The sequence below is a fragment of the Staphylococcus ureilyticus genome (genome assembly GCF_025558845.1).
GTDB classification, from domain to species: domain Bacteria; phylum Bacillota; class Bacilli; order Staphylococcales; family Staphylococcaceae; genus Staphylococcus; species Staphylococcus ureilyticus.
In genome coordinates, this window is sequence record NZ_CP094825.1 from 1,385,175 (window position 1) to 1,402,250 (window position 17,076).

General features: G+C 32.9%; 15 protein-coding genes and 1 other RNA gene. 2 read left to right on the top strand and 14 right to left on the bottom strand.

Annotation, left to right across the window (positions count from 1 at the left end):
- Positions 1 to 262: 262 nt before the first annotated feature.
- From recD2 to sal, 5 genes are all read right to left on the bottom strand, one after another.
- Positions 263 to 2,650: an SF1B family DNA helicase RecD2 gene (gene recD2, locus MUA21_RS06830; RefSeq protein WP_262560918.1), complete on the bottom strand. Its 2,388-nt coding sequence runs from the start codon at positions 2,648 to 2,650 to the stop codon at positions 263 to 265.
- Between the two features lie 4 nt (positions 2,651 to 2,654).
- Positions 2,655 to 3,341, bottom strand: coding sequence for a tetratricopeptide repeat protein (locus tag MUA21_RS06835; RefSeq protein WP_336606217.1), 687 nt, complete (start codon positions 3,339 to 3,341; stop codon positions 2,655 to 2,657).
- 185 nt (positions 3,342 to 3,526) lie between these two features.
- Positions 3,527 to 4,639 carry a tRNA 2-thiouridine(34) synthase MnmA gene (gene mnmA, locus MUA21_RS06840; RefSeq protein ID WP_107525721.1) on the bottom strand — a complete coding sequence of 371 codons (1,113 nt, stop codon included), beginning with the start codon at positions 4,637 to 4,639 and terminating at the stop codon, positions 3,527 to 3,529.
- Positions 4,640 to 5,782 carry a cysteine desulfurase family protein gene (locus tag MUA21_RS06845; protein ID WP_262560919.1) on the bottom strand — a complete coding sequence of 381 codons (1,143 nt, stop codon included), beginning with the start codon at positions 5,780 to 5,782 and terminating at the stop codon, positions 4,640 to 4,642.
- Between the two features lie 60 nt (positions 5,783 to 5,842).
- Positions 5,843 to 7,474, bottom strand: coding sequence for a Sal family ABC-F type ribosomal protection protein (gene sal / locus MUA21_RS06850; protein WP_262560920.1), 1,632 nt, complete (start codon positions 7,472 to 7,474; stop codon positions 5,843 to 5,845).
- Positions 7,475 to 7,761: 287 nt separating this feature from the next.
- On the opposite strand from sal, the gene MUA21_RS06855 reads away from it, so the two are divergent.
- Positions 7,762 to 8,760: an LLM class flavin-dependent oxidoreductase gene (locus tag MUA21_RS06855; protein ID WP_064208878.1), complete on the top strand. Its 999-nt coding sequence runs from the start codon at positions 7,762 to 7,764 to the stop codon at positions 8,758 to 8,760.
- A gap of 84 nt (positions 8,761 to 8,844) precedes the next feature.
- Here MUA21_RS06855 and MUA21_RS06860 read toward each other — a convergent pair whose 3' ends face one another.
- From MUA21_RS06860 to cymR, 3 genes are all read right to left on the bottom strand, one after another.
- Positions 8,845 to 9,012, bottom strand: a complete 168-nt coding sequence (locus MUA21_RS06860; protein WP_157947928.1) for a hypothetical protein — start codon at positions 9,010 to 9,012, stop codon at positions 8,845 to 8,847.
- A gap of 35 nt (positions 9,013 to 9,047) precedes the next feature.
- A complete protein-coding gene (locus MUA21_RS06865; protein ID WP_046208102.1) occupies positions 9,048 to 9,230 on the bottom strand; it encodes a CsbD family protein in 183 nt (60 codons plus the stop codon).
- Positions 9,231 to 9,360: 130 nt separating this feature from the next.
- Complete coding sequence (gene cymR, locus MUA21_RS06870) at positions 9,361 to 9,780, bottom strand: cysteine metabolism transcriptional regulator CymR (protein WP_019469423.1); 420 nt, start codon at positions 9,778 to 9,780, stop codon at positions 9,361 to 9,363.
- Positions 9,781 to 9,866: 86 nt separating this feature from the next.
- Between cymR and MUA21_RS06875 the strand changes: the two genes are divergently transcribed.
- The gene (locus MUA21_RS06875; RefSeq protein ID WP_262560921.1) at positions 9,867 to 11,147 is read left to right on the top strand and encodes a replication-associated recombination protein A; all 1,281 of its coding nucleotides are present in this window, start codon (positions 9,867 to 9,869) and stop codon (positions 11,145 to 11,147) included.
- A gap of 74 nt (positions 11,148 to 11,221) precedes the next feature.
- On the opposite strand, the gene MUA21_RS06880 is transcribed toward MUA21_RS06875, so the two are convergent.
- From MUA21_RS06880 to dtd, 6 genes are all read right to left on the bottom strand, one after another.
- Positions 11,222 to 11,989 (bottom strand): tRNA threonylcarbamoyladenosine dehydratase, encoded by a 768-nt coding sequence (locus tag MUA21_RS06880; protein ID WP_107525722.1) that lies wholly within the window; start codon positions 11,987 to 11,989, stop codon positions 11,222 to 11,224.
- A gap of 118 nt (positions 11,990 to 12,107) precedes the next feature.
- Positions 12,108 to 12,298: non-coding RNA, 6S RNA (ssrS, locus tag MUA21_RS06885), on the bottom strand.
- Positions 12,299 to 12,358: 60 nt separating this feature from the next.
- Complete coding sequence (aspS, locus tag MUA21_RS06890; RefSeq protein ID WP_262560922.1) at positions 12,359 to 14,125, bottom strand: aspartate--tRNA ligase; 1,767 nt, start codon at positions 14,123 to 14,125, stop codon at positions 12,359 to 12,361.
- 12 nt (positions 14,126 to 14,137) lie between these two features.
- Positions 14,138 to 15,400, bottom strand: coding sequence for a histidine--tRNA ligase (gene hisS, locus MUA21_RS06895; RefSeq protein WP_046208098.1), 1,263 nt, complete (start codon positions 15,398 to 15,400; stop codon positions 14,138 to 14,140).
- A 342-nt stretch (positions 15,401 to 15,742) separates the two neighbouring features.
- On the bottom strand, positions 15,743 to 16,618 hold the full coding sequence (locus tag MUA21_RS06900; RefSeq protein WP_064208877.1) for an N-acetylmuramoyl-L-alanine amidase family protein: 876 nt from the start codon (positions 16,616 to 16,618) through the stop codon (positions 15,743 to 15,745).
- On the bottom strand, positions 16,615 to 17,067 hold the full coding sequence (gene dtd / locus MUA21_RS06905) for a D-aminoacyl-tRNA deacylase (RefSeq protein WP_046208096.1): 453 nt from the start codon (positions 17,065 to 17,067) through the stop codon (positions 16,615 to 16,617). The genes MUA21_RS06900 and dtd overlap by 4 nt, the downstream gene beginning before the upstream one ends.
- Positions 17,068 to 17,076 lie beyond the last annotated feature (9 nt).

The window sequence follows — 17,076 nt, forward strand, 5'->3', positions numbered from 1 at the left end:
TTATTTGATAAAAATGAAAATAAAAAACGTCCATCCTATCAAAAGGGACGAACGTTTCGCGGTACCACCCTAGTTATAAGCATTAATCATAATTAATAATTCCGCTTATCACTTAAAATAAGTATATTTATTATTTAACATAAAGTAGCTTTCAACTATGCTATCTGTACTTTTCACCAGCCAGTACATCTCTTGTCGACTACCATAATTTACTCATCTTTATGCACAATCAATTATATTGTATTTACTTTAACCTACGTTGTCAATGTTCAACAAAATCATATGGCGAAATATCTCCCATATTAATCATAGGATTAATTTTATATATATTTTCTTCTGTTAAAATAGTCGTGGCATCAAACGTATCTTCAACTGCAACCTCATCTTTACGATCATCATTATTAAAATACGTTTTTAAGAATGAACAGAGCTGAGTCATTCTCACTTGACCATGTGTATTTAAACCGATTTCAAAAGCTTGTGGATCACCCAGAAATACTAGTGATTGCTTAGCTCTTGTTAATCCTGTATATAATATAGGTTTTTGTAACATTCTAAAATATTGCTTAACCATAGGCATAATTACAATTGGAAATTCAGAACCTTGCGATTTGTGAATAGACGTACAATATGCATGTGTTAATTCTAACAAATCTTGTCTTACAAAAGTAATTTCATTTCCGTCAAAATCAACGACCAATACATCTTTATTTAAGGCATTTTCTTTTGCCCAAAATATGCCAACAATCACACCAATATCGCCATTAAATATATTATCACTCGGCCTATTTACTAGCTGTAGCACCTTATCCCCTTTTCTAAAGACAACATCACCGAATTCAATTTCACGCGTATCCTTTTCTTTAGGGTTTAAGATTGTTTGCAATACAGCATTTAATTTTTTTATACCTGCAGAACCTTTATACATAGGGGCTAATACTTGTATATCACTCATATCATAACCTTTTTTAACAGCACTTGAAACAACCTTTTCAACAACTGAAGATATTTGTTCAGTTGAACAATTAATAAAGTTACGATCATGAAATCTTTGTGTGATATCAATCGGTTCTCCCAATTTCATTCTATGCGCTAATTCTATGATACTAGACCCATCTTGTTGTCGGTAAACTTCAATCAGATTCACTCTAGGTATAACTTTAGAATCAATGAGATCTTTGAACACTTGTCCTGGGCCTACGGAAGGCAACTGATCTTCGTCACCTACTAATATCACTTGGGCATCAATAGGTACCGCGCTAAGAAATTGATGAAACAGCCAGGTGTCGACCATTGACATTTCATCAATAATGATTAGTTTAGCTGAAATCTCATTATCTAAAATATCTTCTGGCTGTGTGTCTTGATTCCAACCTATCAATCGATGTATAGTCATAGTTTCCAACCCTGTAGATTCAGCCAATCGTTTTGAAGCTCTACCTGTAGGTGCTGCTAATACAACTGGATAATCATCGTTTTGATAATCATCATAATCTAAAGATAAACCATGTATTTCTGCATATAATTCGACAATACCTTTAATCACAGTAGTTTTTCCTGTTCCTGGCCCGCCAGTTAGCAGCATAACTTTACTATTGATTGCAGTCTGTAGCGCATCTCTTTGGGAATTAGCATAAGTGACTTGATTGCGTTGTTCGATTTCACCAATTTCTAATAATAATTCAGACTGCTCAATTTCTTTTAATTTATTCGTATAGGTGTAATTACGATATAAGTTTTGAACACTTTTAAGTTCCGAATAGTATAAACTAGGAATTGCTAATTCGTGTTCCTGTTTTACTAATTTGGTATCTTCAACTAAGATTTGAATCATATTTTCTAATTGTTGAAGTTCAATCACTTCATTTGGTGATTGTGATAACATATCTTGTGTCATTTCTAATACATTTTGTGTTGGTAAGTATGTATGCCCTTGCTTAATACATTCTTCTTCTAATACATATAATAAACCCGCTTTTAAACGCTCATCATCATTAAATTGAATACCCACATTTCGTGCTAAAGTATCCGCTTTGTTAAAACCGATTCCTTTCACGTCGTAAACTAATTGATAGGGTTTATTTTCTACAATATTAAGTGTATCACCTAAATAAACCTGATAGATTGCCATAGCGAGTTTAGGCCCAAATCCTAAATCATGTAATCGAATAATAATTTGTTCTGTTTCTTGATTACTCGCAATTTGTTCAGCAATTTGCTTTTGTTTTTTCCCAGGTAAACTAGGTACTTTTTCTAAAACAGATGGGTCATTTAAAATGTCTGAAATAGCATTTTCTCCAAGTGTATTCACAATATTTTGAGCTGTTTTTTTACCTATTCCTTTAAATAAATCACTAGATAAATAGCTAATAATAGCCTCTTTGGTTTGAGGCAGCTCTTTTTCAAACGTTTCAGCTTTTAACTGTTTACCATATTTAGGATGTGAAACGACTTGACCTTTAAAAGTATAAACATCGCCTTCAGCAATTTCTGGAAAGAACCCTACAACTGTAGGCATAGAATCAAAATCTTCATTAGATTCTATCGTATCTACTTTTAAAACAGTATAAAAATTGTCTTTGTTTTGAAACAAGATAGCATCTACAGTACCTTTAATCATTGAATTATTGAATAATGTAGGGTTGTCCATTTAATTACTCCTCCTCTGCGATGGATTTAAACGTTTTGATGGCATGTTGACTCATCAAATGTTCTGGGTTGATAGCAACTGCACGTTCAAAATATTCGATAGCACATTCAGTATCCTCTGTTAACATATAAGTTGCTAGACCTAAGTTATATAAAGCGTCTGTATGTTTGTCATCTAATGAGACTACATACTGTAATTGTGAAACAGCCTGTTCGTACATTTCTAAGTGACATAATACCAATCCATATTGAAATTGTACCTCTACATCCTTACGATTATCTTTTTCAGCAGCAGTCATTAAAAAGGGAAGTGCTTCTGTAAATGCTTCTAACTGGTTAAACGACATACCTATCATATAATTGGTGTCGATTTCGTCAACTTTATATTGTAATGCTTGTTGGTATAATTTAACCGCTTCTTTATATCGCCCTTCATTATAATAAACATTAGCTAAATTGTAATAAACAGCCCCATTTTTTGGGTCAATGGTTAGTGCTTTTTGGAAAAACTTTTCCGCTTTATCTATTTCACCCGCTTCAGCGATTAATATACCTGCATTGATATAATTTTCGACTTCATTCGGATTTGCTTCTATATTTTCGAATAATGCTGTTAAAGCTTGCTCAAAATTACCTTGTTTAATCAATGTATAAATTTGTTCTTGATTCATGCTATCCCTCTCTCTCAACATCTCATTATAACATTTAAGAATGAAAAAACAGTAAAAAGGAGTAAGTCACAAATCAAAAATTTAAAATTTGATATTGTATGCTTACTCCTCAAAATACGATTAAACTATGAAACTTTATATTTAATTAACAATATAGCAATGTCATTTTGCTATTTTAATCATTACGAAGCATTTAATTAATTTGTTTAAACAACATAACTTAATTGACCTGATGTTTTATATACATCATCTATAGTAGCGCCACCTAGACAAACATCGCCATCATATAAAACGACTGATTGACCTGGCGTAATTGCGCGAACAGGTTCGTCAAATGTTACTCGAATTGCATTATCATGCTCTTTTTGAACAAAAACTTTAGTATCTTTTTGACGATATCTAAATTTCGCTGTACATTCAAATCCATTTTCTAAATCAACAGGGTTAACAAATGAAATATCTGAAGCAATCAAATAGTCACTGTAAAGCGCTTCATGATGAAAACCTTGTTCTACATATAAGACATTATCATTTAAATTTTTGCCTACTACAAACCAAGGGTCTCCATCTCCACCTATACCTAGACCGTGACGTTGACCGATAGTATAGTACATTAATCCTGCATGTGTACCTATTTTCTTACCAGTTAAAGTTTTCATTTCACCTGACTGTGCGGGTAGATATTGAGATAAAAATGTTTTGAAGTTACGTTCACCGATAAAACAAATACCAGTTGAATCTTTTTTCTTAGCTGTAGCTAAATCTTGTTCTTCTGCAATTCTACGCACTTCTTTTTTATCAATATCGCCAATTGGGAACATCACTCTAGATAATTGTGATTGTGATAATTGATTTAAGAAATAAGTTTGATCTTTATTATTGTCAACGCCCCTCAACATTTCAACATGTCCATCTTCATGACGTCGTACACGAGCATAATGTCCAGTTGCTACATAATCTGCACCTAACTTAAGCGCATGCTCTAAAAATGCTTTGAATTTAATCTCTTTATTACACATCACATCAGGATTTGGTGTACGGCCTTTTTTATATTCATCTAAGAAATAAGTAAACACTTTATCCCAATATTCTTTTTCAAAATTAACTGCATAATATGGTATACCTATTTGATTACATACAGCTATAACATCATTATAATCTTCTGTAGCTGTACAAACACCATTTTCATCCGTATCATCCCAATTTTTCATAAAAATACCAATGACATCATAACCTTGCTCTTTTAATATATGTGCTGTTACGGAACTGTCTACGCCACCTGACATGCCTACTACAACACGTGTATCTTTATTTGACAACTAAACTTCCTCCTTGAATTTATGATAAATTTTGTGAATTTCGGTAACTAAATATTTAATTTCTTGTTCGGTCGTTTGTTCATTAAAACTAAATCGCACAGAATGATTCGCTCTTGTATCGTCATCATACATTGCTACTAAAACATGTGAAGGTGATGTAGAACCTGCAGTACATGCTGAACCAGAAGCTACATATATATTAGCTAAATCTAACAATGTTAACATAGTTTCCACATCAATAAATGGAAAATACAAATTAACAATATGACCAGTAGTATCAGTCATTGAACCATTTAATTCAAAAGGCACTGAACGTTCTTGTAAAGATACAAGAAATTGGTTTTTTAAATTCATCAAATGGACATTGTTTTCATCTCTATATTGGTTTGCTAGTTTTAAAGCTTCAGTCAATCCGACAATTTGAGGTACGTTTTCTGTACCTGCTCTTCTTTTCACTTCTTGTTCTCCACCTAATTGTGGAAACTTAATGTTTGTACCTGATTTTATTAGTAATACACCGACACCCTTTGGTCCACCAAATTTATGTGCCGTAATACTCATTGCATCGATATCAAATTCATGAAAATCTATGTCTAAGTGCCCTATAGCTTGTACAGCATCTACGTGAAATAAAGCATTTGAATGACTAACAATTTCATCAATATCGTACATTGGTTGCACTGTGCCAATTTCGTTATTAACAAACATGATTGAAACAAGGATTGTCTCATCAGTCATTGCACTTTTCAATTGTTCTAACGATATCAGACCTTCTTCATCTACATCAAGGTATGTTACATCAAAACCTTCTTTTGCTAATTGTTCAAAAACATGGAGTACAGAATGATGTTCTATTTTAGTTGTTATAATATGCTTACCCTTATCTTGATTTGCATACACAATACCTTTAATCGCTGTATTATTAGATTCTGTTGCGCCACTAGTAAAAATTACTTCACTAGGCTTCGCATTGAGTTGTTTAGCTACAAAACGACGAGACTCATCTAAATATTTACGTGCATCTCTACCTATACTATGTATAGAAGACGGATTACCGTAATGTGTTGTATAGATTTCCATCATTTTATCTATTACTTGTTGTTTAACAGGCGTTGTAGCAGCATAATCTGCATATACTTCCATGTTTGACACTCCTTACAAATTTATCAATGTTCCAATGATAGCACCATCTAATTAATTTTTCTAGTTGTCTGTTTCAAAATGACCATTTTCATCTATCATTTCATATTCATCTAACAATGTTAATGTTTCGTTTACATTTGATTTTGTCTTTTTATTTTGGGTTAAGTTATATAATTTTTTATTTCTAATTTCCCAGTGTGTCGCTTTAAACCTAGCTTGAAAATACTCATCATGGCTCACAACTAATACTTGACCGTTAAAACTTTTTATCATATTAAAAATTAAGTCCTGTGTTGAAATATCAAAATAATTAGTTGGCTCATCTAAAATTAATAAATTGGCACCAGAGCAATATAGCAGTACAAATTGAAATCTACTTTTCTCTCCCATAGATAATTGACCAATTGGTGCATTAATTTTTTCCTCTTTAAAACCAAATGAAGCTAATATAGTTTGCGCTTCGCTTCTTGATATTTTATTCGTACTTAATAGCATCATCAGTGGAGATTCTGCTTCATTCAAATTTTTGTTCGTCTGATCGAAATATCCAATTTTTAGTGAAGGTGTGATTTTTAAATGTCCTTGATTAGCAAATATCTTTTGTCTGATCATCGCAATTAAAAGAGATTTTCCGCTTCCATTTGGTCCCGTTATTAATACGTTTTCTTTTTGTTTCATTTCGAAATGCGCATGTTCAAATACATGATGTTCACTTATAACAACATTGAAGTCTTCAAAATGAATTAAAAAACGCTTACGTAATTGGGCTTCATGATTAAAATGATAATGTTTTTGTTCGTTATCTGGCTGGTTTATGGTCTTCTCATTTAATTTTTCGGTCATTTGTTTTTCTTTTACTTTAGCCTTTTGAGCTAACTTACTAAGCTTCTTCTGCTCAATAGGGCTACGAACACTTGCTTTTTGTTGTGCTGAATGATGCCATGTTTGGATTCGTTGTATCGTGCGATTAAGTTCTGCTATTTCTTTTTGTTGCTTTTCGTACATATTTTGTTGTGTTTGTAACGTTAAATCTTTAATTTCACGGTACTTGGAATAATTACCATTATATTTATTCGTTTTTTCAGATGTTACTTCAATGACATGAGTCGCTGTTTGATCGATAAAATCACGCTGGTGTGATACATAAACAATCGTACGTTTTGATTTTTGAATTTTTCTAATCAGTTGTTCCAACATTTCTAAATCTAAATGATTCGTGGGTTCATCCAGTAAGATCAGTGGTTTGTTTGACATGAATGCTTTTAATAACGCCAGTCGTGTTTGTTGACCACCACTTAAATCTTGAATTTGTTTTTCTAAATCTTTTTCTGTTAAATTCATTTGATTCGCTTGCGTAATAATACTCTGTTCAAATTCGTAACCATTTAATGCACTATAGTCTGCAATATATTCATAATTGTCTTCAAGTTTTTGCTTTATCTGCAATATTTCGGGGTTTATTTCCATTACATAATCTAACCCTGTTAAGTGTTCATAAGCTAACATATTTTGGTACATTAAATAAGTTTCATCTTTATATTTCGATTTTATCGCTTCTAACAAAGTCGTTTTGCCTACGCCATTGTTACCTATCATTGCAATATGTTCGCCTTTATCAATTTGAATTTCTACAGAGTTAATTAAATTTTTACCAAATTTTTCAAATGGTTTTTGAACAAAATAAAAAGACATACCAATCCCCTCTTTCTTAAGGGATACGACATGCCTTAACAATCCGAACATTATTTATGTTAGGTACTTGAGTGATGATTTTGCATTAAGACATGGTCTTATCCCATATATTACTTTTTTGATTAAATAATTGATATTGTTTGTTTTCATGAGATTTATCCATTGTCTTAATAAGGCCACCTAACTTTTTAATTTCATATAGTATAACAGTGAGCAATTTCTTACGCAAGTTTTATTTAGACTGTTATACTGCAATATATTAATATATTTAAGGAGGACATAGTGAAATGAGCGATATTAAATTATCTGCACTTAATCTAGTTCCAATTAGAGAAGGTCAATCCGACCAAGATGCAATTAGTGATATGGTTAAATTAGCACAAAATTTAGAAGAACTGGATTATGAAAGATATTGGATTGCAGAACATCATAACGCACCTAACCTTGTCAGTTCAGCCACTGCGTTATTAATACAACATACATTAGAACATACTTCTAAAATAAGGGTAGGCTCTGGTGGCATCATGTTACCTAATCATGCACCTCTCATTGTTGCAGAACAATTTGGGACAATGGAAACTGTATTTCCAAATCGCGTTGATTTAGGTTTAGGGCGTGCGCCAGGTACTGATATGATGACTGCAAGTGCGTTACGTAGAGATCAACACAATGGCGTTTATGAATTCCCTGAAGAAGTAGAACAACTTGCAACTTATTTTGGTCCAGGTAATCAACAAACGTATGTCCGTGCATATCCAGCCGTTGGTAAAAATGTACCTCTTTATATATTGGGTTCTTCAACTGATTCTGCACACTTGGCTGCACGCAAAGGATTACCTTATGTCTTTGCAGGTCATTTTGCACCACAACAAATGAAAGAAGCAATTGAAATTTATAAAGAACTATTTGAACCTTCAGAGGTATTAAGCAAGCCATATGTGATTGTTTGTTTAAATGCCATCGTTGCTGATACAGATACACAAGCAGAATATCTGGCAACAACACAGGCTCAGGTAATGGTAAGTATTACTAGAGGAAGAATGCAACCTGTACAACCACCAACTGACGATTTAAAGGGACTACTCACGCCTACTGAATATGAAATTGCCAAACAACGTATGCAAAGTTCACTCATCGGTTCTGAAGAAACGGTTAAACAAAAATTACAATCATTTATTGATGAATATGGTGAAATAGATGAATTAATGGCAATTAGTTACATCTATGATCAAGAAGCACAACTTGAATCGTATCGTAAACTTAAAAATATTATTTCAACTTTTTAATTAAATATAGAAAAGCCCAGTTTCTAGTTAGAAACCTGGGCTTTTCTATATTTAAGCGAATAAACTTAAACTTTAAAGACAATCTTATTTTTTGTCGTCTTTTTTATCTTTGTCATCTTTTTTATCGTCACTGCCACCAGTGAAATTATCGATTTGTTCAGATGCTTGCTTTGCTTTTTCGTTATCCGTATCTTTTAATTTATCAGAAACATTTTTTGCAGTTTCTTTTGCTTTATTCAAGAAATCAGACATAATAAAACCACCTTTTTAGTATTAGTTACCGATTATTATTTTTTAAATTTATCGATAACTTCATTTGCTTTATCTTTTGCATTTTCTACTACTTCTTTGGCTTTACCAGAAGTTTTATCTTCTTTGCCTTCTTTTTCTAAGTCTTTATTGTCGGCAACATTACCAACTGTTTCTTTAACGTTTCCTTTTGCTTGTTCGAATTTATTTTCATCTGCCATAAATAATACCTCCTTAGCAATGTATTTATTAAATACCACAATACTTAAGACGTAAACATTTAAAATAAATTTTTTTAAATATTTTCAGCTAATGACAAAGAAACGTTTTAATAAATAACAATTTTACATCTTATATATAGAACATATATCCATCTAAATTATTAGTTTCATTATAATCTGCTAAATATTTTAAAGTTGTATTATCTAATACTTCTCTAACTGCATCTCTCATTCTAATCCAAAGTTGTTTTTGCGCAGGAGGTTCAGAATCAATACTTTCTACAAATGTAATTGGTCCTTCTAACAAACGAATAATGTCACCAGCAGTAATTTCTTCAGCTGATACTCTCAATTGATAACCACCTTTTGCTCCACGAACACTTCGGATTAAACCAGCATTTCTTAATGGACCTACGAGTTGTTCTAGATAAAGATCACTTAAATTATTTTCTTCAGCTATAGATTTTAACGAAACACATCCTTGCCCTTGCTTTTTGGCTAAAGATATCATTAGTGTTAAGCCATATCTGCCTTTTGTTGATATTTTCATTATATAACCTCACTTAATTCGAATACTATATATTAACATTCTATCATTTTTTACGTTAAGATAATATTAGAAAGGTGTGAAAGATTGTGACGAACGAACCACTCGCTTCAAGAATGCGACCAAATAATATTGATGAAATTATTTCACAAGATCACTTAGTTGGTGATAAAGGTATTATACGTAGAATGGTCAATACCAAACGACTATCTTCCATGATTTTTTATGGTCCACCTGGAATTGGTAAAACGAGTATTGCTAAAGCAATTTCAGGTAGTACTCAATTTAAATTCCGTCAGCTAAATGCTGTTACAAATACTAAAAAAGATATGCAACTCATTGTTGAAGAAGCGAAAATGTCTGGACAAGTCATTTTATTATTAGATGAGATACACCGTTTAGATAAAGCTAAACAAGATTTTTTACTACCGCATCTCGAAAGTGGAAAAATTGTATTGATTGGTGCTACAACATCAAATCCATATCACGCAATTAATCCTGCAATTCGATCAAGAGCGCAAATTTTCGAATTATATCCATTGGATGATAATGATATAAAAATTTCTTTAGAAAGGGCTCTCCAGGATGAATCACGTGGATTAGCTTCATACAATCCAGTCATTGATGAAGATGCGATGAATTATTTCACTACACAAAGTCAAGGTGACGTTAGAAGTGCACTGAATGCTTTAGAATTAGCTGTGCTCAGTGCTGAAGTTAAAGAAAATCAAAGACATATTACATTAGAAGATGCTAAAGATTGCTTGCAAAAAGGTGCTTTTGTCAGTGATAAGGATGGTGATATGCATTACGATGTGATGAGTGCATTTCAAAAGTCAATTCGAGGAAGTGATGTAAATGCAGCATTGCATTATTTAGCACGTTTAATAGAAGCAGGAGACCTACCTACCATTGTCAGAAGATTATTAGTGATTAGTTATGAAGACATAGGTTTAGCTTCACCTGGTGCAGGCCAACGAACTTTAGCAGCAATTGAATCTGCTGAAAGACTAGGATTTCCAGAAGCAAGAATTCCTTTGAGTCAAGCGGTAATTGAATTGTGTCTGTCTCCTAAATCTAATTCTGGAATCACTGCTATCGACGCAGCACTGTCAGATATTCGAAAAGGTCATGTAGGACAAATTCCCGACCATTTAAAAGATGGTCATTACTCAGGTGCCAAAGCTTTGGGTAGAGCAATAGGTTATAAGTATCCTCATAATTATGATAATGGATTTATCGCACAACAATATTTGCCTGATAAATTAAAAAACAAAATTTACTATACACCTAAAACAACATCAAAAACAGAACAACAGCTTAAATCTATTTTTGACAATATCAACAAGGCACAACAAAATAATCATTAGTTTAAGGTTATATCAAACAACCGCGTTAACACATTTGAAATGACATCCTGTGTTAACGCGGTTCGTTGATATCTTTATTTATCTTTGATTCTTGTTACAGGTATATCTTTGAGTATGTCATTAACCACATAGCTTGCACATATCAACCCCACAACACTGGGTACAAATGCATTTGATGAGGGTGGCATTTGCCCTTTCCTAGTTGGTGCATTTGCATCGCCAACTGTTTCTTTGACATCTTCTCTTATAACGATTGGACTTTCATCTGAAAATACTACAGGTATCCCTTTGTATATACCTAATTTTTTCAATTTACGACGTATCAATTTAGCCATTGGATCCATATAAGTATTAGAAATATCTGCAATTTGGAAACGTGTCGGATCTGTTTTATTTGCGGCACCCATACTCGAAATTACAGAAATACCTCTTTCAAGACATTCTTTCATAAGATGAACTTTATATATCAGTGTATCACTTGCATCTATAAAATAATCGATATCATAGTTATTAAACAAGGCTTCGTATGTTTCTTCTGTATAAAACATATGGAGTGATGTAACTTCACATTCAGGATTGATTAATTTGATGCGCTCTTCCATTAATGTGACTTTACTTTGACCTATTGTAGATGTTAAAGCATGTAACTGTCGATTGACGTTCGTTATATCAACATCATCTTTGTCTATTAATATAATATGACCTATATTCGTACGGGCTAATGCTTCAGCTGCAAATGAGCCAACGCCTCCTACCCCTAAAACAACAACGGTTTTTTGTTTTAATAATTCTAAACCCTCTTTGCCGTATGCCAATTCATTTCTTGAAAATTGATGTTTCATTTTTAAACTCCTTATTTAGCGAATACTATTATCATAACATTTTTTACTATTCGATTAATTGTAAAACAATAAATTATAACGATAAAAAAAATACGCAAGACCGAAGTCTTGCGTACCGATAGAGTCCGTGCGTGCCGTAGTTATAAATTGCTTGATCATTCGGCCTGCTATTAACAGGTGGGTGCCCTGTTTCTTGTTTTGCAAGTCCTCCTTAAGAGGCGTGTGCGCTGCAAGAAAACCTATTGGGCTCCCGGATCAAAGAGTGTTAGGCCCAAATATGAAGCAAACTTACGAACACTACAGATGACTACCTTATGCAAGTATAATAACACATTATTAGAATTTAGCAAGAATAAAGACTTAATAAAATTAATGTCTAATTCTTAACGAGAGTTCTTCCAATTGATTTTCTGATACTTCACTAGGTGCATTTGTTAATAAACAAGTTGCAGATGCAGTTTTAGGGAATGCAATTGTGTCACGTAAGTTTGTACGTCCAGTTAACAACATCACTAAGCGGTCTAAGCCTAAAGCAATACCGCCATGTGGTGGCGCACCATATTTAAATGCATCTAATAAGAAACCAAACTGTTCTTTAGCTTGTTCTTCAGTAAATCCTAATACTTCAAACATTTTTGATTGTAAATCTTCATTGTGAATTCTAATTGAACCGCCACCAAGTTCATAACCATTTAAAACAATATCATATGCATTAGCTTGAGCATTTTCAGGTTCAGTATCTAATTTACTAATATCTTCTTGTTTCGGTGCTGTAAATGGATGGTGTGCAGCAGTATAACGTTTTAACTCTTCATCGTATTCAAGTAATGGCCAATCTGTTACCCACAAGAAATTCAACTTACTTTCGTCGATTAAATCTAGTTCTTTAGCCAATTTTAATCTAAGTGCACCTAAGCTTTGAGCTACAACATTAGGCTTGTCAGCTACAAATAAGACTAAATCTCCAGATTGAGCACCAGTCAACGCTTTTAATTTTTCAACATGGTCTGCTTCAAAGAATTTAGCTATAGGGCCATTTAAACCTTCATCAACTACTTTAACCCATGCCAAACCTTTGGCACCATATATATTAACAAATTCAGTTAAAGCATCAATATCTTTTCTGGTATAATTATCAGACGCACCTTTAGCTACAATTGCCTTCACTTGTCCATCGTTATTTACTGCATCTTTGAAGACTTTAAAGTCCATGATTTCACCAAGTTCTGAAACATTCATTAATTCCATACCAAATCGTGTATCTGGTTTATCAGAACCAAAACGCGCCATTGCTTCATCATAAGTCATTCTTGGGAATGGACGAGGCAATTCCATTTCTTTTACATCTTTTACAACTTTTTGTAACATTTCTTCACCCATGTCCATGACATCTTCTTGATCAACAAAGCTCATTTCAATATCAACTTGCGTAAATTCTGGTTGACGGTCTGCACGTAAATCTTCATCACGGAAACATTTAACAATTTGATAATATTTATCAAAACCACTAATCATTAACAATTGTTTAAATATTTGTGGTGATTGAGGTAATGCATAAAATTCACCTTCATGAACACGAGATGGTACTAAATAATCTCGCGCACCTTCTGGTGTTGACTTAGTTAACACTGGTGTTTCAATATCATAAAAACCTTCACCATCTAAATATTGTCTAATTGAACGTGTCGTTTGATGTCTCATCTTAAACGTTTGTGCTAATTCTTGACGTCTTAAATCTAAATATCTATATTTTAGTCTTATATTTTCATCCACATTTTGATTATCTTCATTTAAGGCAAAAGGTGGTGTTTCAGCCTTATTAATAATCTCAATATCTGATACTTGTACTTCAACTTGACCTGTAGCAATTTTAGGATTTACTGTTTCTGGGTCACGTTGTTTTACAATACCTTTTACTTCAACTACATACTCAGATCTAATTGTTTCAGCTATACGTAATGCTTCTTCAGAAAAATCTGGATTAAACACAATTTGTACATAACCTTCGCGGTCACGTAAATCTACAAAGATCAGTCCACCTAAATCTCTACGATTGTGTACCCAACCTTTTAATATAACTTCTTGTTCTAATAGTGATTCAGTCACTAAACCACAATATGTTGTACGCTTACTCATGATATCTTCTCCTTAATTTCTAAAATAGTTAACAAGTTCGTTCAAATCAATACGTTCTGATTCCCCGGTCTCCATATTTTTTACATTAATATTTTTTTCTGCTAACTCTTGATCGCCAATCACAACAGTATATTTGGCATTTAATCTATCAGCTTGTTTCATTTGCCCTTTCACTTTACGCTCCATATAATCTTTGTCCGCTTTCACACCATTTTGACGTAAATCATTTAATAATTTTACTGCATAACGGTCTGCTTCTTGACCCATCGTAACGATAAATAAATCAAAGTCGTGGTCTACGTCTAATTCAATGCCTTCTTCTTCTAAGGCCATTAATAATCTCTCAATACTAAGTGCAAAACCAATACCAGTTTGACTTGGACCATCTAACAATTCAAGTAAACCATTATAACGGCCACCCCCACATAATGTCGTAATTGCACCTTCATAATTCGGATTATCAATCATAAGTTCAAATGCTGTGTGTGTATAATAATCTAGACCTCTTACTAAGTTAGGATCTTCTTCATATTCAATGTCTAAATCATTTAAATGTTGTTTTACTTCCTCAAAATAAGTCTTTGAATTAGCATTTAAATATTCCGTAATTCGTGGTGCGGTTTTAACTGATTCTTTATCTTTATCAATCTTACAATCTAAAATTCTCATTGGATTCGTGTGCAGGCGTGCTTGGCAATCTTTACAAAAATCGCCAATTACTGGTTCAAAATGTTTAACCAAAGCTTCATTATATTCTTTACGAGAATCAATATCTCCAATACTATTAATGACTAATTTTAAATGTTTAAGACCAAATGACTGATAGATATGCATGACCATTGCCAAAATTTCAGCATCGATACTTGGATTTTCTGCACCTATGGCTTCTACACCAAATTGTGTAAATTGACGATAACGACCTTTTTGTTTTCGTTCATACCGGAACATTGGCCCATTGTAGTACAATTTTATTGGTTGATTAGGTAACCCTTGCATTTTATTTTCAATATATGAACGTACGACTGCAGCAGTACCTTCAGGTCTCAGAGTGATACTGCGATCACCTTTATCTTTGAATGTATACATTTCTTTTTGCACGACATCCGTTGAATCACCAACACCACGTGCAAATAATTCAGTACTTTCAAATATCGGTGTACGGATTTCTTCATAATTATATAATTCCATCAATTCATCTAATTTTGCTTCAATATATCGCCATTTTTTTGTTTCACTTGGTAAAATATCTTGTGTCCCTCTAGGAATATTTATCATAAAACCTCTCCTTTTATACAATAAAAAGTCCCTTGCATAACTATTCAGTTATACAAGGGACGAATATCCGTGTTGCCACCCTAATTGGTTAGAAAAAGTCATCAATGAATTTTTTCTAACCCACTTCATACGGATAACGTTCGTCACACGGCTTTAATTTCATAAAGCACCTCTTCTTGTGTTTTTATAACTAAACTACTAAGCATAATTTTCCAGCCACGAATTATGTCTCTACACATTTAAAAATGTTGACGTTTCATTTAGCATAGTCAAGAATAATAACGGTTTTAATATAGAATTCATATTTAATAATAACGAGTTATTGATTAATATGCAACCTTTTTATTCTGAAAAATATGCACGTAAACCATCGACAACTGCTTGTTCAACAATATGGCGATGTAATTGATTTGTTATCATATTTTCATCGGTTGGGTTGCTAATATAACCTAACTCTAATAAAACAGCGGGTACATTCGTCTGTCTCAATACTTGGAAGTTTTCTTGTCTAGCGCCTTTATTTGTCAGTAAGGCTTTCTTTTGTATGTACATATTTAATGTTTCTGCAAGTGCCTCTTGGTTGTTTTTAAGCCAATAAACTGTCGTTCCATTGGCTTTAGAAGATTTGAGTGAATCGTTATGTATACTGATAAAAGCATCACCTTTAATATTACGATCGTCCAAGCTCACATAACTATCTGAACTTCTCGTCATATTTACAGTAGCACCTTCTTTTTCAAGCATTTTTTTCATTTCTTTAGCTGTCTTCAGTGTGTAAACTTTTTCAGTACTTTTCTTTTTTGTATTACTTGAAGCACCCTGGTCACTTCCTCCATGACCAGGATCAAGTACAATTGTTTTATCTTTTAGTGGTTTCTCGTTTGCATTCGCATCTGCCTGAATATTTAGATTTGTATGCCAACCAGCCACCCATCCTTTATCTTTATGATTACTTGACTCAACTTCTATCCATTTACCAGACTTACCAATTTTATTATAACTTTGACCTTGGTTTGCCGGCTTAATAGTTGGATATACAGCATTAGGGCCTGTTCTCAAATCAGTATCTTCAGTGATATATATCGTATTCGAATCTTCATCATTATGATTTAGAAAAGCGATGAGCATAAAAATAAATATGACAAATGCTAACGCAACAATTAGCGTTGGAAAATTTTTAAAATTATGTTTATCTAGCCAAGTATTGATTGTTTTCATACGATTTTGCCATCCTGACTTTCATAAATAATCGTCACTGGTCCATCGTTAGCAATATTTACAAGCATATCTGTACCAAATTCACCTGTTAATACATTTATGTGATAATCGCGTAAAGCATCATTAAATTTTTCATAAAGTTCATTAGCTTTATCTGGCGGCATTGAATTGGTAAACCCAGGTCTATTGCCTTTTCTTACATCTGCATATAGTGTGAACTGTGAGATAGAAAGAATCTCGCCTTGTACTTGTTGCAAATTCAAATTAAGTTTGCCATTATCATCTTCAAACAATCGGGCATTCACGATTTTTCTTACTAATGTATCAATATCAGCTTCTGTAGATGATTTACCTACCCCAACAAACAAACAATAGCCTTTATTAATTTTATTATCTATTGAACCATTAGAAACAGATGCTTCTTTCACTCTTTGAACTATAATCTTCATGTATGTTTC